Source organism: Soonwooa sp. T0.1_25 (genome assembly GCF_057652215.1).
In genome coordinates this window covers 33,922-54,427 of sequence record NZ_JBYFBZ010000013.1, presented here as the reverse complement: position 1 = coordinate 54,427, position 20,506 = coordinate 33,922, and the positions used below count along the sequence as shown (strand labels likewise).

At 34.2% G+C, this 20,506-nt stretch carries 24 protein-coding genes and 1 pseudogene; 20 read left to right on the top strand and 5 right to left on the bottom strand.

All coding sequences use genetic code 11. From position 1 onward, the window contains the following. Positions 1–566 precede the first annotated feature (566 nt). The 8 genes and pseudogenes from AC23MB_RS12800 (at position 567) to AC23MB_RS12765 (ending at position 5,300) form a co-directional block, all read left to right on the top strand. On the top strand, positions 567–875 hold the full coding sequence (locus AC23MB_RS12800; RefSeq protein ID WP_312324396.1) for a cyclic nucleotide-binding domain-containing protein: 309 nt from the start codon (positions 567–569) through the stop codon (positions 873–875). A 92-nt stretch (positions 876–967) separates the two neighbouring features. After that, positions 968–1,294 (top strand): DMT family transporter, encoded by a 327-nt coding sequence (locus tag AC23MB_RS12795; RefSeq protein WP_312324399.1) that lies wholly within the window; start codon positions 968–970, stop codon positions 1,292–1,294. 61 nt (positions 1,295–1,355) lie between these two features. Next, positions 1,356–1,787, top strand: coding sequence for a PepSY-like domain-containing protein (locus tag AC23MB_RS12790; RefSeq protein WP_312324400.1), 432 nt, complete (start codon positions 1,356–1,358; stop codon positions 1,785–1,787). Positions 1,788–2,081: 294 nt separating this feature from the next. Continuing rightward, complete coding sequence (locus tag AC23MB_RS12785) at positions 2,082–2,810, top strand: hypothetical protein (protein WP_312324401.1); 729 nt, start codon at positions 2,082–2,084, stop codon at positions 2,808–2,810. Between the two features lie 438 nt (positions 2,811–3,248). Further along, the gene (locus AC23MB_RS12780) at positions 3,249–4,007 is read left to right on the top strand and encodes a DUF2931 family protein (protein ID WP_374329151.1); all 759 of its coding nucleotides are present in this window, start codon (positions 3,249–3,251) and stop codon (positions 4,005–4,007) included. Further along, positions 3,994–4,203 carry a hypothetical protein gene (locus AC23MB_RS12775; protein ID WP_312324707.1) on the top strand — a complete coding sequence of 70 codons (210 nt, stop codon included), beginning with the start codon at positions 3,994–3,996 and terminating at the stop codon, positions 4,201–4,203. The genes AC23MB_RS12780 and AC23MB_RS12775 overlap by 14 nt, the downstream gene beginning before the upstream one ends. 185 nt (positions 4,204–4,388) lie before the next feature. Beyond that, positions 4,389–4,724, top strand: coding sequence for a hypothetical protein (locus AC23MB_RS12770; protein ID WP_312324708.1), 336 nt, complete (start codon positions 4,389–4,391; stop codon positions 4,722–4,724). Between the two features lie 12 nt (positions 4,725–4,736). Next, a pseudogene (locus AC23MB_RS12765) lies at positions 4,737–5,300 on the top strand (LemA family protein). Between the two features lie 156 nt (positions 5,301–5,456). Here the strand turns inward: AC23MB_RS12765 and uvrC are convergent. Then, positions 5,457–7,253 (bottom strand): excinuclease ABC subunit UvrC, encoded by a 1,797-nt coding sequence (uvrC, locus tag AC23MB_RS12760; protein ID WP_374329149.1) that lies wholly within the window; start codon positions 7,251–7,253, stop codon positions 5,457–5,459. 73 nt (positions 7,254–7,326) lie between these two features. Between uvrC and hutH the strand changes: the two genes are divergently transcribed. Together hutH and AC23MB_RS12750 are read left to right on the top strand one after the other, a co-directional pair. Then, entirely contained in the window at positions 7,327–8,817 is a 1,491-nt protein-coding gene (hutH, locus tag AC23MB_RS12755; protein WP_487787464.1) for a histidine ammonia-lyase, read from the top strand. A gap of 1 nt (position 8,818) precedes the next feature. Beyond that, positions 8,819–9,271, top strand: a complete 453-nt coding sequence (locus tag AC23MB_RS12750; protein ID WP_312323818.1) for a DUF2059 domain-containing protein — start codon at positions 8,819–8,821, stop codon at positions 9,269–9,271. 111 nt (positions 9,272–9,382) lie between these two features. On the opposite strand, the gene ygiD is transcribed toward AC23MB_RS12750, so the two are convergent. The 3 genes from ygiD to AC23MB_RS12735 form a co-directional block, all read right to left on the bottom strand. Next, positions 9,383–10,210, bottom strand: coding sequence for a 4,5-DOPA-extradiol-dioxygenase (gene ygiD / locus AC23MB_RS12745; protein ID WP_312323817.1), 828 nt, complete (start codon positions 10,208–10,210; stop codon positions 9,383–9,385). A 72-nt stretch (positions 10,211–10,282) separates the two neighbouring features. Further along, entirely contained in the window at positions 10,283–10,795 is a 513-nt protein-coding gene (locus AC23MB_RS12740) for a YceI family protein (RefSeq protein ID WP_313029198.1), read from the bottom strand. Positions 10,796–11,011: 216 nt separating this feature from the next. Further along, entirely contained in the window at positions 11,012–12,187 is a 1,176-nt protein-coding gene (locus tag AC23MB_RS12735; RefSeq protein WP_487787463.1) for an MFS transporter, read from the bottom strand. Between the two features lie 269 nt (positions 12,188–12,456). On the opposite strand from AC23MB_RS12735, the gene AC23MB_RS12730 reads away from it, so the two are divergent. From AC23MB_RS12730 to AC23MB_RS12705, 6 genes are all read left to right on the top strand, one after another. Next, a complete protein-coding gene (locus tag AC23MB_RS12730; RefSeq protein WP_374329145.1) occupies positions 12,457–13,788 on the top strand; it encodes a hydroxymethylglutaryl-CoA reductase, degradative in 1,332 nt (443 codons plus the stop codon). Positions 13,789–13,792: 4 nt separating this feature from the next. Then, on the top strand, positions 13,793–13,957 hold the full coding sequence (locus AC23MB_RS12725; RefSeq protein WP_313215042.1) for a hypothetical protein: 165 nt from the start codon (positions 13,793–13,795) through the stop codon (positions 13,955–13,957). 7 nt (positions 13,958–13,964) lie between these two features. After that, complete coding sequence (locus tag AC23MB_RS12720) at positions 13,965–14,351, top strand: DUF423 domain-containing protein (protein WP_409508754.1); 387 nt, start codon at positions 13,965–13,967, stop codon at positions 14,349–14,351. Positions 14,352–14,360: 9 nt separating this feature from the next. Continuing rightward, on the top strand, positions 14,361–14,621 hold the full coding sequence (locus tag AC23MB_RS12715) for a zinc ribbon domain-containing protein (protein WP_312323049.1): 261 nt from the start codon (positions 14,361–14,363) through the stop codon (positions 14,619–14,621). A gap of 108 nt (positions 14,622–14,729) precedes the next feature. Further along, a complete protein-coding gene (gene sucC, locus AC23MB_RS12710; protein ID WP_312323046.1) occupies positions 14,730–15,923 on the top strand; it encodes an ADP-forming succinate--CoA ligase subunit beta in 1,194 nt (397 codons plus the stop codon). Between the two features lie 798 nt (positions 15,924–16,721). Beyond that, complete coding sequence (locus AC23MB_RS12705) at positions 16,722–16,787, top strand: hypothetical protein (RefSeq protein ID WP_374329154.1); 66 nt, start codon at positions 16,722–16,724, stop codon at positions 16,785–16,787. Here AC23MB_RS12705 and AC23MB_RS12700 read toward each other — a convergent pair. Next, positions 16,777–17,652: a mechanosensitive ion channel family protein gene (locus tag AC23MB_RS12700; protein WP_487787462.1), complete on the bottom strand. Its 876-nt coding sequence runs from the start codon at positions 17,650–17,652 to the stop codon at positions 16,777–16,779. The two genes, AC23MB_RS12705 and AC23MB_RS12700, sit on opposite strands and share 11 nt — an antisense overlap. A gap of 148 nt (positions 17,653–17,800) precedes the next feature. Between AC23MB_RS12700 and AC23MB_RS12695 the strand changes: the two genes are divergently transcribed. The 4 genes from AC23MB_RS12695 to AC23MB_RS12680 all read left to right on the top strand — a co-directional run bounded on the left by AC23MB_RS12695 (position 17,801) and on the right by AC23MB_RS12680 (position 20,498). Next, on the top strand, positions 17,801–18,295 hold the full coding sequence (locus AC23MB_RS12695) for an RNA polymerase sigma factor (protein WP_079667442.1): 495 nt from the start codon (positions 17,801–17,803) through the stop codon (positions 18,293–18,295). Then, positions 18,288–18,974, top strand: a complete 687-nt coding sequence (locus tag AC23MB_RS12690) for a beta-carotene 15,15'-monooxygenase (RefSeq protein ID WP_312323038.1) — start codon at positions 18,288–18,290, stop codon at positions 18,972–18,974. The genes AC23MB_RS12695 and AC23MB_RS12690 overlap by 8 nt, the downstream gene beginning before the upstream one ends. Before the next feature lie 80 nt (positions 18,975–19,054). Further along, positions 19,055–19,960: a transcription antitermination factor NusB gene (gene nusB / locus AC23MB_RS12685; protein WP_374329141.1), complete on the top strand. Its 906-nt coding sequence runs from the start codon at positions 19,055–19,057 to the stop codon at positions 19,958–19,960. Between the two features lie 19 nt (positions 19,961–19,979). Continuing rightward, positions 19,980–20,498, top strand: coding sequence for a DUF1573 domain-containing protein (locus AC23MB_RS12680; RefSeq protein WP_487787461.1), 519 nt, complete (start codon positions 19,980–19,982; stop codon positions 20,496–20,498). The last annotated feature ends 8 nt before the right edge of the window (positions 20,499–20,506 follow it).

Below are 20,506 nucleotides of genomic sequence, written 5' to 3'. Positions count from 1 at the left end.
TCTGCCTTTATACTTAATAATCAAAAGAGATTTTATCGCAAAGCGAAACTAAGGTTTTTAATTATCACTACTATTTTAAGGAAACTAAAGGCGCAAAGCTTAATTAGGAAAAACAAACTTCTTTTAGAAGCTTAACCACAAAAGAAAACATAAGATTTAACAACAACTTGTTTCTTATAATGCAAAACATAATTTATAATTCATAATTCATAATTCATAATTCATAATTCATAATTCATAATTCTAAATTAAAAATCGTAAATCTAAAATTGAAAATCGTAATTCAATAATTATCCCGAATCTGCAATAGGGATGGAAGCGACATCCTTGGAGCGGAGCAAGGCGACGGTGTTACGGCGCGACGAACGAGCAACGTAACATAGACGGCCGAGCGAAGCTCACAAGATGCAGCGGACAGCCCGACCGAGCTAGCAAGGACTTCAGAAAGGCGCGAGGATTGCCCGAAATAATTTTTATGCTTAGATTCGTATGTAGAATTAATAGACATAGTACTCTATAACATTATTAATAATGTATGCCCTCTGTCGGAAGACATCAATAAATTGATGTGCCAGCATTTTGAGCATTTAGACTTACAAAAAGGCATTATTATATTATCGGCTGATAAAACCGAAAAACATCTCTACTTTGTGAAAGATGGTTTGGTAAGGGCTTTTACAGATTTTGAGGGTCAGGAAGTTACTTTTTGGTTTGGTACAGAAGGTCAGCCTCTAATCCCGATGAACAACTACGTCTATAACAAGAAAAACTACGAAAACATTGAGCTGCTAGAAGATTGGGTGGTCCCAACTTGCTACAACGCGCTGCTCTTCGGCATATTGCTTCATATCTTGGGATTACACAAGTTAGCTTGAGTAGAATCAGGGCTCAAATAAAATAAGTTTTTATCATTTGTAAAATGTTTATCGCATATTTTTTTAAGAAATTTGCGCAAATTTTTTAAAAAATGAACTGGATTATATTAATTATTGCAGGATTCTTCGAGGTTGGCTTCGCATCATGTCTCGGCAAAGCTAAAGAAACATCAGGAACAGAATCTTATCTTTGGTACGCTGGATTTTTAATTTGTTTAACTATAAGTATGTTAGGACTTATAAAGGCGACACAAAGTCTGCCAATAGGAACCGCCTATGCAGTCTGGACGGGCATTGGCGCTGTTGGAACTGTATTGGTTGGAATTTTTGTTTTTAAAGAGCCTGTAACTTTTTGGCGTATATTTTTCATCAGTACATTAATTGGTTCGATTGTAGGTCTAAAGTCTGTGAGTCATTAATTCCATAAATTAAGTATATAGAAGGGATTTTTTTTCTTAGATTTGATTAAAACTAAATCTTATGAAAACTGTAATCTATCTATGTACGTTTTGTTGTACTTTGTTTGTCAATGCACAAGAAAAAGAAGTTGAAATCAACAAAACGCCTAAAACCATTACCAACTTTGTTAAAAAACATTTTCCTAACACGCCCATAGCCAAAGTAACACAGGAAGAAACAAAATTCGGGACAGAATATAATGTAACTCTCGGCAATAAAATGGAATTAGATTTTGATCATCAAAATATACTTGAAGACATTGAGAGTAACACTAAACAAGAAATCCCAATGTCGATTGTTCCTAAAAATGTCTGGGATTATACCAAAGCAAATTACCTAAAACAACAAATTGTAGGATGGGAAAAGGAAAATAATAAACAACGAATTGACCTAAGTAACGGCATGGTATTAGAGTTTAACGACAAGGGAGTTTTCCTAAATTCATCAAAATAATAAACACCTTTAACTTCAAAATAAAAACCTTTTCTAATTAAGAAAAGGTTTTTTCACATTTTTGATTTGGTAAATTTTAAATATGTGTGTGTGATTTGAATGTTCACCAAATGTAATATTAATTTTGAAATTTGCAAAATATTTTTAAACTTTTTGTAAAATAAACATGAAAATAGCTTTAAATCTTATCATAAAAAACTAATAATTAGTGAAATCATTTATTTTTCATGAATAGAGAAAACACGGCATATCAAACAAAAAGTATTTATATATTCGTATTCTAATTTTAAAAGCATGAAAAAACTATTTGTATCAATTTTAATAGGAACCTCATCAATTGTATTCTCTCAAAACATTTCTGATTACGAATATATCTACGTACCCAATTCTTTTGAAAAGAAGATGGATAAATTCAATCTTCGAAATACTCTTATTCAGCAATTAAAGTCAAAAAAATATAAAATCATCCAAGAGGATAATAATTCTTGCGCAGTTCTTAAAGCAGACCTCCTAGATGATAGTTCTTTTTTAAAAAATAAAGTAAAAATTACTTTTAAGGATTGTAATAATAAGATTATACAGGAGCTAAAAGGCAGTACTGATGATAAAGACTTTGAAACTGGTTATCCCGATGCATTAAAAAATGCAACAAAAACACTAACAATTTCTAACCCTAAAACCACAACAAGTTTAGAAAGTAATAAAGAAACTACTCCAGTTGCAACGATTAGTGAGAATGTTAACACAACTTCGATTGCAACTTCGCAAGAGAAATCCTTAAATTTCACGAATGGACAACTCAACTATCAACTTATTAAGTTAGGACAAAATCAATTGATATTAGTCTCGTCACAAAGTTCAACACCTTTTGCGAAATTAACAGAAAGTAGCAAACCTGGGATCTTCCATGTCGTTTTGGAGAACAATCAAAAAACTTTAGCTTATACAGAAAACGGTAATATTGTTATTGAATTTCCGCAGTCCGATGGAAGTTTTTCTAAACAAGTTTTTCAGAAAAAATAAAATCTCTAAAAGCAGCGAATCTCTCGCTGCTTTTTTGTTTTAAAACATTTTACTTAAATTTTGAAATTAATATTAAAAATATTTTTTAATTTCAGAACTTATAAATGCTTTGTTAGCTCTTCAAAATGGAAAACAAAGTACAAAACACAAATCTTAACAAACCAATTTCTGTCGCATTGGTTGTAATGATATGTATTTTGACAGCCATTTTCATTTTGCAAGGTCCCACGGAAGAATCGTTTTTTTTTACAGTTTTAACATGTTGGATCTTCACAATCACTATTTTCCAAATTATTTATGTGATCTCTTATAAAACCTCAAAAAAATCATTAGCGTTTTGGTTGATGATCATATTAACAGTTATATCGCTATTATTTTTTTTTTGGAGTTTTATGGTATGCGAGTCAATTAGCTAAAGGCTTTAATCATTAACCTCTGTTGAAAAGACTAAATACTTTTAATAAATGCCTTTCAGCGATTGTTGTCCGTATGATTATCGCTAATATTGGTTACTTGTTTTTCTACAAAAGTTGGGATCGTTACAATTTTGACTCAAGTGTTACAGTACCACTCTCCTACCCGATGTATATTGAACAAGTCAGTTTTAATTATCCTCACGACGATCTTGGTATCAGTTTTTATCAAAGTCAAGACGAAGTCAACCGTTTTGGAAACACCTGGGGACATACCTACTACTTCCCAGAAGCACGAGAACCAATGCGATTACCAATTGAGCTGGTTTTATCATATTTTGATTATCGTGCTAACAAATTTTATAAAACAAAAATCCAGTTACCAACCAAAGACATAGAGCAATGTTTTGAAGAAGCGCAAGAACAAAAGCGGTTTACTAAATTATATAACGTCCATGGTGACGTCCATGGTTTGGTATTTTTGCTAGGTGTGGCTAATAACGGAAATATGATGCTTTGGCTAAAAGGTGATAATTATGCAAAGCTTCTGTTCAAAAAACATCTGGAGCCAGTTTCAATTTCTAAATCTCTGAATTATGATGATTTTAAAACCGAAGAACTATACAAAGCAAAATTTTTTGAGTATTTACCAGATTCAACAAAACAGAAAATAAATTCTGGTTGGGAAGCAAAAGCCAGCTTTGTCACTATATTTCTTTGGACAAGGCGGAATAATCCTAGTATTCATAGCAATCTTTGTTGCAGCCATCATGGCATCGACTAACAACAAACGTTTTCTAAAAACCCAAGCTAGTCTACCAAATTCCAAAATACGATCTGTCGCAATGGGATTGGCAGAATTACAAGGCAAATGTCATCAAATAAAACCGAGCATTTCACCAATTGGAAGCAAAAATTGTATCGGTTTTCGATATACCATAGAAGACGAAAGCACAAATAAAGAAGGGAAAACTTCATAAACAACAAGACTTGATAGAACGGTTTGCGAAGATTTTACATTGACCGATGACACCGGCTCAATCTTGGTTAAAGGTGCAAACATTTCGTTTCTTTGGTTAGAAGAAGATTAGCAATATTATGATAACAACCAGCGTTTTACTCAATATTTATTAAAAGATAAAAAAAAATACTTCTAATAGGGAATGTGAGTTTACAAGACAACAAAGCGATTGTCGCTTATGATGATTATAACAAAACCTTTGGAGTTGGCGATATTGACAAAATTAATTTGTATAATGATTCTGTCCCTTTATTGAATCAAGCAAAAGCCTACTCCGCAGTATTTGCAATTTTAATGGCCATTATCATAGTGACGCCAATGTCCATGGATGGTCGTAAATTGGTCATTGCAAAACCTAATTTTTCACTTTTTAAAACTAAAAAACCAAAAGAAAAACAATTTAAAATAGAAGTCATCAACCATTCTTCTGATGACGATGAGCATGCAGACGAAGCAATACAAGCCGAGTCTGGCGAATAATTTTTAAAAAACATGAACGAACAAATATTATTTTATTTCATCATTGGCGTTGTAATTCTTTTGATAATTGGCTTTGTTATTAGCGTTTTTAATAAAATTATTTTCTTAAAAAACAATATTGAAAAATCATTTACTAATATTGATCTTGTCCTAAAACAACGTGCCGACGAAATCCCAAATCTTATCGCTGTCGTAAAAGAATCAAAAAATTACGAAGCCAAAACGCTTGAGCAACTTACAAAACTGCGGGCAAAATATTACAATGCAGCATCTGCTGATGAAAAAGTAAATATTACCAATCAACTTGATAAAAGCCTAAAATCTGTTATGCTAGTTGCCGAAAACTATCCTATTTTGCGAGCAAACAATAACTTTATGGCATTTTAACAACGGATTACTCAACTTGAGGATATTATTGCTGGCCAACGAGAGTTTCTTAATGATAGCGTCAATTTGTACAACACCGGAATACAAGAATTCCCGAATCTTATTATGGCGAAATTGTTTTCTTTTAAACAAAAACAAATGTTACAAGTAACCGACAACGAAAAAAAATACGATGGAGGTAAATTCTAGTTTTGCAAGACTACTTCGTTCCAATAAGGACGCACCACAAATAATGGTGTTTTGTGCGCTCTTAATTTCCAAAGTATAGACAGCAATATCACGAGATTAGGTGAAGAAAAAAAGAAACAAAAATCTAACAAGAACTAATTTTAATCATTCAAAAAACTATTCTCCAAAATTAAAATATTCCCAAACCACTTTTGCTTTGGACTTTCCGAGGATTTCTTCTAAAGTTTCGAGGCTCGATTCTTTTATTCTTTTTACAGATTTTAGTTTAGACAAAAGTAATTCGATTGATTTTGGACCGACACCAGGTATTTCTTCCAACTCCGATTTTATTGTTGAATTTTTACGTCGTGTTCTATGATGTCTTACGCCAAATCGGTGCGCTTCATCTCGTACTCTTTGTAAAATTTTTAAAGTTTCGGACTTTTTATCCAAATACAACGGAATAGGATCATTCGGGAAGAAGATTTCTTCTAAACGTTTTGCAATACCAACAATTGTAATTTTACCGTAAAGACCGAGTAGTTTAAGACTCTTCACCGAAGAAGACAGTTGACCTTTACCACCATCTATCAAAATTAACTGTGGTAATTCTTCACCTTCGTCCAACATTCTTTTGTAACGACGATAGATAACTTCTTCCATCGTTGCAAAGTCGTTTGCTCCTTCCACCGTTTTGGGATGAAAAATTCTGTAATCTGCTTTGCTTGGTTTTCCATCTTTAAAAACAACACAAGCCGAAACCGGATTAGTCCCCTGAATATTCGAGTTATCAAATCCTTCGATATGTCGTGGTTCCACAGGCATTCTGAGTAAAGATTTCATCTCAGCCATGATTCGGTTGGTGTGGCGATCGGGATCAACAATTTGTACTGCTTTTAATTTTTCTAAACGATATTCTCGGGCATTTTTCTCCGACAATTCTACGATACGCTTTTTATCACCGACTTTTGGAACAATCAATTTAACATTCGGAATCTCAACACTCAAATGAAACGGAATTAAAATCTCTTTAGAATCCGAACCAAATTTTTGTCGAATTTCGATTAAAGCTTCTTCCAAAATATCTTCATCGGTTTCATCCAAAATCTTTTTAATTTCTGTGGTAAAACTTTGGATAATGTTTCCGTTTCTAATTTTAAAGAAATTAACATAAGCCGCCGTCTCATCGCTCGTCATCCCAAATACATCAACATCATCAATATTAGGATTGACAATCGTATTTCTGGTTTGATAATCTTCCAAAGCGTCGATTCTTTCCTTAATCATTTGTGCATTTTCAAATTTTAAATCGACAGCATAACGCATCATTTGAGTCGTCAAATAATCTTTAGCTTTCCGGAAATCACCTTTAATAATACCTCGTATCGCATCAATTTTTTCGTTGTATTCTTCCTCGGATTCCAAACCTTCGCAAGGTCCTTCACAATTTTTAATATGATATTCTAGACAAACTTTATATTTTCCAGTTTCTATTTTGTCCGCCGAAAGATTTAGGTTGCAAGTTCGAAGTTTATAAATATGCTTGATTGTATCCAAAAGAATCTTCGCAGGCCGAATCTTGGCATAAGGACCAAAATATTCCGAACCATCTTTAATGACATTTCGAGTCATAAAAATTCGTGGAAAAGGCTCATTTTTAATACAAATCCAAGGATAAGTTTTGTCATCCTTTAACATCACATTATAAAACGGCTGATGTTCTTTTATCAAATTATTTTCTAATAAAAGCGCCTCATATTCGCTGTTGACAATGGTCGTCTCTAATCGAAAAATTTTCCCAACCATAATTTTGGTTCGGTAGCTCGACAAGTTTTTATTAAAATAAGATAAAACTCTTTTTTTCAGATTTTTAGCCTTACCAACATATAACAACTGATTATTCTTGTCATAGTATCTGTAAACGCCTGGATCCGAGGCCAAGGTTTTTAGCTGAAGTTCTAAATCGGAATTCATACAACAAAAATACTAAATAACTCACTTTGAAAAGCTCAGTAAATTTCATTATTTTTAACCAAAATTTACGATAATGATATACGGTATTGACCAATTCTCTTATAAAGATGTTTTAGAAATTTGTAAAGACACTGCTAAAGCAAAACTTAATAAAACGGCAAAAGATCAAATTCTTAAGTCTCAAAAAAATGTTGCAAAAATTGTTGCGTCGGATGATACAGTATATGGCATCAACACTGGTTTTGGACCACTTTGCGATGTGAAGATTTCAGAAGAAGAAACAGCACAACTTCAACACAATCTCATCATTTCTCATGCTGTCGGTGTTGGAAAACCGATTGATAAAGAACTTTCGAAAATTATGATTATTTCTAAAGTTCATGCGTTGTCAAAAGGATTTTCGGGTGTTTCTTTAGACGTTATCGAGCGTTTGATTTTAATGCTGGAAAAAGATATTATCCCTGTTGTGCCTGAGCAAGGTTCTGTTGGCGCGTCGGGAGATTTGGCGCCTTTGTCACATTTGGTTCTTCCACTGCTTGGTCTTGGTCAAGTTTGGGACGGTGATAAAATTGTTGACACAGAAATTGCCCTTAAAAAACATAAATTAAAAGCCTTGAAACTTGGACCAAAAGAAGGTTTGGGTTTAATTAACGGAACACAATTTATTCTAGCACATGCCATCAAAGGTTTAGAAAAAATGGAATATCTTCTTGACCTTGCTGATATGACTGCCGCGATGAGTCTTGAAGCTTACAGAGGTTCGGCAAGTCCTTTTAAGAAAGAGTTGCATGAGATTCGTCCATTTGCTGGAAGTAAAAAAGTGGCGGCTAGAATGCTGAAATTCTTAAAAGGTTCTGACAACCTAAAATCGCATGAATTCTGTGATCGTGTACAAGATCCATACTCTATGCGTTGCGTTCCACAAGTACATGGCGCGAGTCGCAATGCTTTTGAACATCTTAAAATGATGGCGGAAACAGAACTAAATTCTGTAACCGATAATCCAATCGTGTTAAGCGCCGAAGAATCAATCTCTGGTGGAAACTTCCATGGACAATTGATGGCTTTACCGCTTGACTACGCAACTTTAGCCGCTGCAGAATTAGGAAATATTTCCGACCGAAGAAGTTATCTTTTATTAGAAGGAAAATTTGGGCTTCCAAGATTATTGACAGAAAGTTCTGGGCTTAATTCAGGATTTATGATTCCACAATATACCTCAGCAGCTTTAGTAACAGAAAACAAAACACTTTGTTTCCCAGCTTCCGCGGATTCTATACCAACAAGTTTAGGTCAAGAAGATCACGTATCAATGGGAAGTATTTCAGGAAGAAAGTTCAATCAAGTTTTGGATAATTTGGTGAATATTCTTTCAGTAGAATTGATGTTTGCAGCGCAAGGATTAGAATTCCGTAGACCTGCAAAATGTTCAAAAATAATTGAAGAAAACTTTAGCATTATTAGAAGTGTTGTTCCAAAATTAGAAGAAGACAGACTTATCGGAAGAGATATGTTGGCGATTGCAGATTTAATTAGAAATAAAAAACTAAACGTAACCGTTTAACATGAAAAAAATATTTTTAGTATCGGCATTTTTGGTTTCAGCATTATCTTCCGCACAAACAAAAGAACAAAAGGTTGAAAAACTAATGGAAGTTATGGGTATGACAAAAAATGTAGAATTGATGTTTACCCAGATGATGAATCACTATGCGGAAACGAATCCAACTGTCCCAACTATTTTTTGGACAAAAATCCGAGAAAAAATAAATTATAATGATTTGCTTGAAAAAATGGTTGGTATTTATTCAAAATATTATACTTCCGAAGACATTGATCAGCTAATCAAATTTTATAATACACCTGTTGGTAAAAAAAGTATGAGCATACTTCCGCAAATTATGCAGGAAAGCATGAAGGCAGGAGAAGAATGGGGTGTAAAAACTGCCGAAAAGGTCATCGCAGACCTTGAAAAAGAAGGCTACTTCCAAGATCCTCCAATGGAATCTGAAGAATAAAATAAAAATCCCGAAATTCTCGGGATTTTTATTTTTTGCGAGTCGCCCTACAAAAAAAAGGTTTTGCTCTTTTGGAACAAAACCTAAAAAAATAAAACTATGAAAACTAAATTAATGAACCAGAACACTGGTCATACTAAGACTGCCGCCGATTAATGCATCGTTAAAAAGCGAAAGATTTTCTGATTTGTCCTTTAATCCCAAAGTGTAGATTAATGGTAAAAAATGATCTGGCGACGGGACTGCATATTGCAAACTCGTACCTTGTTTTTGATAATCGATTAACTTTTGGAAGTCACCATCCATCAACCAATGATTTATTTTTTCGCGGGCTTCAATTGCCCAATCCCAGCCAGAACCTACCGTGTTAATATTCTGCCAATCGATCATTCTCAAGTTATGGACAATGTTACCACTACCAATTATTAAAATTCCTTTTTCACGCAATTTGTTAAGACGTTGCGCCAATTCAAAATGATATTGCGGCGACTTCGTATAGTCGATGCTTAGCTGTATCACCGGAATATTAGCCTCTGGAAACATATGTCGAACCACCGACCATGCACCGTGGTCCAATCCCCAATTATGATCTTCTTCCACCAAAGCCGGAGATAGAAGTTCAACGGTTTTGTGCGCCAATTCGGGACTGCCAGGCGCAGGATATTCTACATCGAATAATTCTTTTGGAAAACCATAAAAATCATGAATGGTCTTCGGATGTTGCATCGCTGTTACAAAAGTTCCCTCTGTAAACCAGTGTGCGGAAACGCACAAAATTGCGTTAGGCGTTGGGATTTCTTTCGAAATATTTCTAAAGCCTTGCACAAAAACATTATCCTCAATCGCATTCATCGGAGAGCCATGTCCCAAAAAAAGAACGGGCATTTTTGGTGTCTTCTGAAAGCCTTCGGATATTTGATTTAGATCGTTTAAGTTCATATTTAAAAACGAAAAATTTAAGAAGCGAATGAACACTTCTTAAATCTTTCTGTGATATATAGATTGATAAGTTTAAGCTTGTTTTACAAACTGTAGGTCACCCGAGATTTTTACATCATCGCCAACCATAACACCACCAGCTTCTAGTGCTGCATTCCAGTTAAGACCGAAATCATTTCTGCTAATTTTTCCCTCGAAAGTGAAACCTGCTTTTGTATTTCCCCAAGGGTCAACATTAATACCACCGAATTCTACTTCCAATTTCACTGGTTTTGTAACACCGTTAATTGTTAAGTTACCAGTAATATCTTGGTTAAGTGAATCTGATTCGAAAGTGATTTTTGGGTTAAGTTCTGCGTTAAAGAATTCAGCAGACTTAAGGTGATTATCACGATCTGTATTGTTTGTATAAATTGAATCTACATCGATAAAAGCAGTTGTTTTTGCATTTTGGAATGTGTCATCGTTAGCTTCGATTTCTGCATTAAAGTTTCTGAATTCTCCTTTAACATTAGAAATCATCATGTGTCTAACTTTAAAATTTACTTCGCTGTGCGTTGGGTCTAATAACCATTTAGTTGCCATAATATTTGTTTTATTTGTTTGTTTAAATTTCTATTGCAAATATAGCACCGCAACTGCTTAGTAAACATTGATTTATGATAACTTTATAGCTTGATCTATGTTAAGAAAAATACACTTTTTGGGAGCCGTATAACTCAAAAAGATTTATTAATGAAGAACTTAGAAAAATTTAATCCAAAAATTTAAAAATGGAGCAAAGTCTGACTTAACAGAAATTTATGATTTTTTGAAGTAAGAACTCACAAACATCATCACAACCATTGCCAGTCCAAACATCGAAAATAAAGTGAAACTCCAACGCAAACTTGACAACTCAGCAATGTAGCCAATTAATGGAGGTCCCATCAAAAATCCTAAAAAACTGATACTCGACACCAAAGCAATTGCCATACTTGGCGGAATACTCGGATGCGTCCCCGCCAAACTATACACCGTCGGCACACAACAAGCAACACCCAAACCAACCAACATAAAGCCAATGGTTGAAGTCACCACAAATGGAAACAACACAGACATCATCATTCCGATAAACATAAGCAAACCACTAATCATTAAAACTTTTCTGTTTCCTAGTTTTGTAATGAGAATTCCGCCAAGAAAACGTCCCGTCGCCATCATAATCATAAATGATGTATAGCCTAAAATCACTAAAGATGCTGGAGATTTAATAACATCCTTAAAGTAAACGCCCGTCCAGTCGAACATCGCGCCTTCTGTTGCCATACTAAAGAAACCGACAATTCCTAATTGTATTAAAATAGAATCTGGTCGGAATTTCACTTTTTTACCAGCAGAACTTGCATGTTCTATTTTTGGAACAAGATATTTAACATTCCAAATCGTATTAATAATGATTAAACCAAATATGATTAAAAAATGATAAGTCGTATTAATATGAAAGTTAATGGTTAAAAGTCCGATTAATGCGCCGAAGAATCCTGCTAAACTCCATCCACCATGGAAAACCGTCATTATCGATTTGCCATACATTTTCTCTACAGCGACGGCTTGCGTGTTAACCGCAACGCTCGCCATATTTCCTGCAACACCGAAGAGTAATAAAGAGGCTGCCAACATATAAACATTGGTTGCGAAAGAAATACTTACCAAAATCAAGGCGTATAATATAGATACGATCGTGATAACTTTTGCGCTTCCGTATTTTGTATTGATTTTGCCAGAAAGTGCCATCGTGAAAAGTTGCCCCATCGGCAACATCAAAAGCATTGTTCCCAATTGTCCTTCGCTAAGGTGAAGATTTTCTTTAATTGTGGGAATGCGGCTTGCCCACGATGCAAAGCAAATCCCTTGACAAAAGAAATAGCCAAAAACTGCTCTACGATATTCTGATAATTTGATGAGTTGCGACGACATTTTAGAAACTTCCGACATGATATTTTGCTTAAAAAAGAGTGCAAAAATACGGCTATTTATTAAAAAAGTTTTTGTTCTTTAATTAAATTTAAAATTGATTTCTATTGAGAAAAACAATTATTGAGCTTATTATTTTCTGTTTTAAAATAAATTGTGAGAAAAATTTAAGATTCAAAATCAATATTGAAAAAATGTCAAAAAAATGACAATTTTCAGACTTTCAAAAGCTTATTACTTGACTTTAGCTGAAACGAATTCCTTATCTTTGAAACTTAAAGTCGTATTAAATGAATCATCAACCGGTAGAAGGATTTTCAAAATTATCCAAGCAAAGAAAGATAGATTGGCTTATCAGCGAGTATCTATCGAATGACAGAAGTTACGAACAAATTTTACAACAATATTGGAACAACGATTCCGATTTACAAAAACTACACGAAGAGTTTTCGGAAAACACGATTTCCAACTTTTATATGCCTTATGGGATTGCCCCAAATTTTTTAATCGATGGCAAACTTTTGGCGCTACCAATGGCGGTTGAAGAAAGTTCTGTTGTTGCAGCAGCTTCCAAAGCGGCAAAATTCTGGCTGGATAAAGGTGGTTTTAAAACAACGATTATCAATACCAAAAAGCTTGGGCACACACATTTTATTTTAAACGTTGAACCTCACAAACTTCAACATTTTTTCAATTTTAAATTGAAGAAAAAATTATTCGACGCAACCGAAGATATTACCGCCAACATGAGAAAACGTGGTGGTGGAATTCTTAACATTCGTTTGATTGACAAGACGGAGGAAATGCCAAATTACTTCCAACTGAAAGCAAGTTTTGACACTGTAGATTCGATGGGTGCTAACTTCATCAACTCTTGTCTGGAGCAATTCGGAAAAACTTTGAAAGAAGAAGTAGCTAACGAAGCGGACTTTACACAAGCGGAAAAAGATTCGCTACAAGTTGTGATGAATATCTTGTCCAACTTTACACCAGATTGTATAGTTCGTGCAGAAGTTTCTTGCCCGATTGATGAGCTGAAGGACGACAGCGGCATTTCTAACGAAGAATTTGCATGGAAATTTAAACAAGCTGTTAACATCGCCGAGATCGAACCTTATCGTGCAACAACACACAACAAAGGCATTATGAACGGCGTCGACGCTGTGGTTATCGCAACTGGAAACGACTTCCGTGCAACTGAAGCTTGTGCACACGCTTATGCATCTCGCAACGGAAAATATTCGTCGCTGACACATTGTACGACAGACAATGGTATTTTTAGATTTTGGATCGATCTGCCAATTTCGGTTGGTGTTGTTGGAGGTCTGACCAATCTTCATCCTTTGGTAAAATTCTCTTTGGCACTTCTAGGAAAACCATCTGCTCAAGAATTGATGAGTATTTTGGCAGTTTCGGGATTGGCGCAAAACTTTGGTGCTTTACGTTCTTTAGTCACTACAGGAATCCAAAAAGGTCACATGAAGATGCACTTGTTTAACATCCTTAATCAGTTTGGCGCAACCGAAGAAGAGAAACAACATTTCGTAACTTACTTTAAAGATAAAACCGTTAGCCATCATGAGGTTATCGCAGAGTTAGAAAATTTAAGATCAAAAAAATAAGAATATGTTCGGACTCGGATTATCCATCTTTATTTTAGGCTTCGGAATCTTTTTAAAAGTGACCAAAAATCCTGGATTTGCACCTAGCAAAAGATTTGCATGGCTTTTTATCATCCTCGGCATTTTGACAACAGCGGGGAAAATATTTTTATTAATGACTCAAAAATAAATTTAAAATGAAAACATTTACATTAGTATTTGGAGCATTTTACGGAATGCTTTCAGTGATATTAGGTGCTTTTGGCGCACACGCTTTTAAGAAAATACTTTCTGTAGAACGTCTAGAAAGTTTTGAAACTGGTGTTAGATACCAAATGTACGCTGCGTTTTTTCTTTTAATTGTTGGTTATATTTTAAAATTCGATACTGGGAGTCACAAATGGATTTCGTTAGCGATGATTATCGGGACATTTTTGTTTTCATTCAGTATTTATTTTTTGAGTTTCCAAGATTATTGGGGTCTTAACTTAAAATTTTTAGGACCAATTACGCCGCTTGGTGGACTTTTTATGATCATCAGTTGGGCAATGCTGATTTGGTATTTTGCAAAGAATAAAATTTAATTAATAATAATGTTCTTTTTCATTTTCGGAATTAACTCCAAACCTGTAGCTAAAGAGGAGCGAAAAATCACGAAAAATGGATTTCCCGTTAATGCGATAATCACGGTTTACAAAAAGTATATTGAGTTATTTTTTATTCCGATTATCCCAATTGGAAAGGATTATACTATGTATATTCCGCACCCGGATGAGTATTTTGAAACGGGAACATTTTCGAAAATGCCTAACGAATATTTGCAAATTTGTAAAGAAGTTGGCGCAAAGTATTAATCCTATGTTAAATGTCAAATTAAAAATTTGAGTTTAAATTATTTTATTCCCTCAATTTTATTAAATTTGTAAATCTTAAAAAATAGTAAATAAAACAATAAAAATATTATGAATCTTCACGAATACCAATCTAAAGAGATTTTATCAAAATACGGTGTTGCGATCCAACGCGGTATTGTTGCGAATAATGTTGATGAAGCTGTAGCTGCTGCTGAAAAATTAACTTCTGAGACAGGCGCACAAGCTTGGGTAGTTAAAGCTCAAATCCACGCAGGTGGTCGTGGTAAAGGTGGTGGTGTTAAGTTCTCTCCTAACATGGATAAGCTTAAAGAAAACGCTAACAACATCCTTGGTATGCAATTGGTAACGCCTCAGACGTCTGCAGAAGGTAAAAAAGTACACTCTGTATTAATCGCTGAAGATGTATATTATCCAGGTGAGTCAGAAACTAAAGAATTTTATGTTTCTGTATTACTAGACAGAGCGCAAGGGAAAAACATGATTGTATATTCTACGGAAGGAGGTATGGATATCGAGCACGTTGCTGAAGTTACACCACACTTAATCCACAACGAAGTTGTAGATCCAGCTGTAGGTCTTCAAGGTTTCCAAGCGAGAAAAATTGCTTTCAACTTAGGATTAGAAGGTACTGCTTTCAAAGAGTTTGTTAAGTTTATCACGTCGCTTTATAACGCGTATGTTGGTATCGACGCTTCTCTTTTCGAAATCAACCCTGTTCTTAAGACTTCAGATAACAAAATTATCGCAGTTGATGCAAAGGTATCTTTGGATGACAATGCATTGTTCCGTCACAAAGATTTAGCAGAACTTAGAGATAAGAGAGAAGAAGATCCAACAGATGTAGAAGCTGGTGACGCTGGTCTTAACTTCGTAAAGCTAGATGGTAACGTTGCTTGTATGGTAAACGGTGCTGGTCTTGCAATGGCAACTATGGACATCATCAAATTATCAGGTGGTAACCCTGCTAACTTCCTAGACGTTGGTGGTACTGCAGATGCGCAAAGAGTTGAGACGGCTTTCAATATCATCTTGAAAGATCCAAACGTAAAAGCTATCCTTATCAATATCTTCGGTGGTATCGTAAGATGTGATAGAGTTGCACAAGGTGTTATCGACGCTTACAACAGCATCGGAAACATCCCAGTTCCATTAATCGTAAGATTACAAGGTACTAACGCTGAAATCGCTAAGAAAATGATTGACGATTCTGGACTTAACGTTCACTCTGCAATTACTCTAGAAGAAGCAGCTAACAAAGTAAAAGAAGTTTTAGGAGCATAATTCTAGAATTTTTAAAATAAATGAAAGCCTCCAGATGTTAATAATCTTGGAGGTTTTTTATTTATTAAATATTTTCTAACTTTAAAACAAAGTTTAGTTATGAAATATTTTTACCTATTATTAAGTTTATTTTCTGTCTATGCAATTGCTCAAAAACACCAAGTTATGGCATTAAAGATTTCAACTTCATAACAGAGCATGTTGAAGACACTTATAACAACGACACATGACTTAAGGCTAGGATGTAATCGCTTTTGATAATACGGGAGAATTTAATTTCAAGCGCTTTCCATACGGTGGAATTACAAATCTTGATGGTTCTATCAGCCTTGATAATTGGGATATGAAATATTTAAGAATTAAATCTAATGACGGATCAGCATTTAAGTTTAATTCGATATACCTAAAACCTGACACCAATCTTTATGCTACATTCAAAGGATTTTTAAAAGGTGTTGAAGTTGCAACCGCAAATTTATCATTTAGAAACCCTGAACGTTGGTCAAGTTTTTCTGTTGAAGAATATCCCACATTTGGAAATTTTGACGAAATAAGAATTATTTTAAATGTAACAACTTACTTCGTTGGAATTGATAGCATTGATATCTCTGCACAAATTTTATCAACAACTGAAATCAAGAAAACACCAATATTAGTAGTTTCTAAAAATATTGAAATGATTATCAACTCTACTCTTGAAACAAAAATCAAAATTTATAGTTCAACAGGAAAGTTAATAATGAATCAAAATCTACAAATTGGAAAAAAACCTTTAAAACAGAACACCTTCCAAAAGGAATGTATTTCTTACACTACATAGAAGACAGCAAAATCTACAATCAGAAATTTATAATTAAGAATTAGTAGCGTCTGTAGAAGGCGCATGGTTTTCCAAGCTAATGCTTGTAGGACTAGTAAATCTAATGCCGCGTTTTGTCATTTCATTTTTAATAGAAACAATGGCATTGCTTTTAAGAACATTTGGACTAGAACCAAGCTCCACCAAAAACTTTGCTTGCACCGTAATAAGACCGCCATTCAGATTTGTGAATAAAACTTCTGGATGAATTTCCTTTGCTTTATCAAGATTAGAAATTACAGTTTCTATACCTTCTTTAACTTGGTCTAAATCTTCCTTCATTGGGATTTCAAAATTAAGAATAACCTTACGTTGAGGCGAAGCTGTAATATTGTAAAATGGCGCATTAAAAATCACCTGATTCGGCACATAGACTTTTTTACCTTCGTCATTTATTAATTTAGTTGTTAAAAAACCAATCTCTTGCACCGTCCCAGAATGATTACCAATAGTAATATAATCGCCAACTACAAAGGCCTTATCGATACCAACCAACATCCCAGAAAATATACTCGACACCAAATCTTTTAGTGCAACCCCAGCGATAACCCCAGCAACACCCAAACTTCCTAAAAACTTAACAAAGAAACCGCTAAAGCCCATAATCTCTAGGGAAATAAAAGTTCCCATGATCATAATCAAAAAGCGAAATACACCGACTAAAGTCGTTACAGATTCTACCTTACTTTTCGGAAAAGCTTTATGGAACAATCTTACTGCGACTTTGCTTAAGTATTTACTAGTACTAAAAAAGAAAAAGAATACGAGCAGACCAACAATCAAATTTGGTGTAATCTCTGCAAGACGCACATACCAACCTTTTAGCACACCATAGACCAACTCTATATACGAAACAGTTTGTTCTCCCATAAAATAATTTTGAATTTTGGTAACAAATAAAATACCATTTTTTGATCAAATAAGATTTAACAATTATATCTGAGCAAACTCGCACAAAATAAGCTCAAAAACTATTATCTTTATCAAAAATAATTCAAAAAATATCGCTTTCTAAAAATTGGACTCAAAACAGAAAGAATTTTCTCAACTTATCAAAGGCAACCAAGGTCTTATCATAAAGGTATCGAGGTTGTACACCAATTCTTTAGAAGACGAACAAGATCTCTTCCAAGAGATTGTTTTGCAATTATGGCGTTCTTACGACAGCTTCAAAGGAAATTCTAAAATATCAACTTGGATGTATCGTGTAGCGCTTAACACTGCCATAACTTTATTCAGAAAAAAAACGAAATCACCATTAACCAGCGAGCTAGATGAAGTCCACTTCGAGTATGAGCAAGAACAAGATGACGAAAAGCAAGCGCAAATTTCGTTACTCTATAAAGTCATAAAACTTCTCCCAAATGTAGAACGCGCCATTGTTATGATGTATCTGGACGACGTTTCTTACAAAGAAATCGCCGAGACATTAGGGATTACAGAAGTTAATGCCCGTGTAAAAATGAATAGATTAAAAAAGACGCTAAAAGAATTAATGACGCAACATGCCTAACAACGACTTTAACATAGATGACCTAAAATCGGTTTGGCAGAACCAAAAAGTAGAAGAAGCCTATCAGCAATCTGACATCGAAGCCATGCTTAACACAAAATCTAGAAATTATGTGAAGTATCTTCTTTGGATAAGTTTGTTAGAGTTTTTTATATTTATCACATTGCTTATATATTCTTTAGTCTCCAAAGACGATCATGTTAACTTCCGCGAAATATTATCAAGATTACACCTACAGAATCAAAACGAGATTCTTCATACGATGGACAAAATCTATTTAGTAATCAAAATTTTGAGTCTTAGTTTAACCGGTATTTTTGTCTATCTATTTTATAAAAGTTATAGAAGGATCAGCGTTGAGGATAATCTCAAACAATTTATCTTACGTATTATCAGTTTTAAAAGAAAAGTTAATGCATTCATTATCATCAATGTAATACTATTAGTGGTCTACATTGTTTCGTTCAGTATTTATCTAAGTATTGTTATGGGAGAACAAAGCGTACAACTCAGCGAAACAACCAAACTAGGCTTCATCATTGGGATCATTGTCGCATTACTTCTTAGTATCTTATTAATAATACTTTACTACAAAATTTTCTACGGAATATTATTAAAACGTCTTAGCAAAAATCTAGAACAATTACGACTTATCGAAACTGAAAAAGAAAACCAATGATCAGCTTCTATAAACTACAAAAGTCAGATTATTAGAAAAATTAAAATGCTTATCTTTGTAGCCAAATAAAGTTCTTTGAAATGCTTGGAAGACGACAAATCCGTGAAAAAGTAATAGAAAATCTCTATTCATACTACCAAAACCCTATTAGACAGGAGACTGTAGAAAAAAATCTCATCAACGAAATGAGCAAAATCTACAACCTGTACATCTATCAACTTAATTTTTTAGTAGCATTAAAACATGTTGCCGAAAATCAAATTGAAATTGGTAAAAACAAATTTATTAAAAACGATAGCGACATCAATCCGAATCAGAAATTTGTTAGAAACCAAGTTTTAGAAAGCCTAGAAAACAATGAAGAACGTAGAAGCTTCACGGACAAACACAAAGAACTAATCTGGGACTTTAACGACGAAGTTCTTGTTAAAACTTTCCAAAGAATAAAAGCCGGAAAACGTTACCACGAGTACATGACCAGTGACGAAATTTCTTTTGAAGATGATCAAAAATTCATTGGAAAATTATTTCTAAGATATGTTGCCGAAAACAACGATCTACACGATAGATTCGAAGAAATGGAAATGAGCTGGGCAGATGATTATCACATCTCTAACTCGATGATCCAGAAGACTATCGGTTTCCTAAAAGAAGACACACCTAGCCATACTTTAGTAAAAGCAATCAAGGATGATGAAGATGAAGAATTTGCAAAAAAACTTCTTCGTCAAAGTCTTAACAATTGGGAAGATTCAGAAAAGAAATTAGAAGAAAGATTGGTTAATTGGGAGCTAGACAGAGTTTCTTTAATGGATAAAATCATATTGGTAGCAGCCATTACAGAGATGGATTATTTCCCACAAACGCCTTCCAAAGTTATCATTAACGAATATATTGACATTGCAAAAGTCTATGCAACCGAGAAGTCAAACATCTTTATTAATGGTATTCTGGACAAGTATAGCAAAGACAAAAACAGAGCATAATTCTTAATACGAATATATTATGAAAAGATCATTTAAGTATCTAACCATCGCAGCAATGGCAATCAGCATTGTTTCTTGTAATAAAAAGGACGAAACTACAGTTGTAGAAGACAATAGTTCGGCGGTTGTAGAAAACCAAACAACACCAGTTGGCGTTGATGACCACGCTGGACACGAGCATGCAACACAAGAAGATGCAATGTTGGAAGAAGCTCAAAAAAACCCTTTAACGACAGTAGCTCTTAAAGAATCTGATTTTTCTTTTGGTAAAATTAAAAAAGGAGATGTTGTTAGCCACGTTTACGAAATCACAAATACTGGGACAAAACCTTTAATTATTTCTTCTGTTAAACCAGGTTGCGGATGTACTGCTCCAGACTTTACAAAAGAACCAATTCTTCCAGGGAAATCAGGAAAAATTACACTTAAGTTTGACTCTGGAGATTTTGATGGCAATGTTGCAAAAGCAGCTGACGTCTATGCTAACGTAGAAAAAGCGCCAATCAGAATCGGCTTCACAGCAGAAATAACTAACTAAAATTAAGA

Coding starts and splice junctions, on each gene's coding strand:
- AC23MB_RS12735 (WP_487787463.1), bottom strand. CDS start 12,187: ATGTCGGAAGTTTCTAAAATGTCGTCGCAACTCATCAAATTATCAGAA.
- sucC (WP_312323046.1), top strand. CDS start 14,730: ATGAATCTTCACGAATACCAATCTAAAGAGATTTTATCAAAATACGGT.
- AC23MB_RS12680 (WP_487787461.1), top strand. CDS start 19,980: ATGAAAAGATCATTTAAGTATCTAACCATCGCAGCAATGGCAATCAGC.
- AC23MB_RS12800 (WP_312324396.1), top strand. CDS start 567: ATGTGCCAGCATTTTGAGCATTTAGACTTACAAAAAGGCATTATTATA.
- AC23MB_RS12700 (WP_487787462.1), bottom strand. CDS start 17,652: ATGGGAGAACAAACTGTTTCGTATATAGAGTTGGTCTATGGTGTGCTA.
- AC23MB_RS12725 (WP_313215042.1), top strand. CDS start 13,793: ATGTTCGGACTCGGATTATCCATCTTTATTTTAGGCTTCGGAATCTTT.
- AC23MB_RS12790 (WP_312324400.1), top strand. CDS start 1,356: ATGAAAACTGTAATCTATCTATGTACGTTTTGTTGTACTTTGTTTGTC.
- AC23MB_RS12715 (WP_312323049.1), top strand. CDS start 14,361: ATGTTCTTTTTCATTTTCGGAATTAACTCCAAACCTGTAGCTAAAGAG.
- ygiD (WP_312323817.1), bottom strand. CDS start 10,210: ATGAACTTAAACGATCTAAATCAAATATCCGAAGGCTTTCAGAAGACA.
- hutH (WP_487787464.1), top strand. CDS start 7,327: ATGATATACGGTATTGACCAATTCTCTTATAAAGATGTTTTAGAAATT.
- AC23MB_RS12795 (WP_312324399.1), top strand. CDS start 968: ATGAACTGGATTATATTAATTATTGCAGGATTCTTCGAGGTTGGCTTC.
- AC23MB_RS12740 (WP_313029198.1), bottom strand. CDS start 10,795: ATGGCAACTAAATGGTTATTAGACCCAACGCACAGCGAAGTAAATTTT.
- AC23MB_RS12720 (WP_409508754.1), top strand. CDS start 13,965: ATGAAAACATTTACATTAGTATTTGGAGCATTTTACGGAATGCTTTCA.
- AC23MB_RS12785 (WP_312324401.1), top strand. CDS start 2,082: ATGAAAAAACTATTTGTATCAATTTTAATAGGAACCTCATCAATTGTA.
- nusB (WP_374329141.1), top strand. CDS start 19,055: ATGCTTGGAAGACGACAAATCCGTGAAAAAGTAATAGAAAATCTCTAT.
- AC23MB_RS12730 (WP_374329145.1), top strand. CDS start 12,457: ATGAATCATCAACCGGTAGAAGGATTTTCAAAATTATCCAAGCAAAGA.
- uvrC (WP_374329149.1), bottom strand. CDS start 7,253: ATGAATTCCGATTTAGAACTTCAGCTAAAAACCTTGGCCTCGGATCCA.
- AC23MB_RS12750 (WP_312323818.1), top strand. CDS start 8,819: ATGAAAAAAATATTTTTAGTATCGGCATTTTTGGTTTCAGCATTATCT.
- AC23MB_RS12775 (WP_312324707.1), top strand. CDS start 3,994: ATGGCATCGACTAACAACAAACGTTTTCTAAAAACCCAAGCTAGTCTA.
- AC23MB_RS12690 (WP_312323038.1), top strand. CDS start 18,288: ATGCCTAACAACGACTTTAACATAGATGACCTAAAATCGGTTTGGCAG.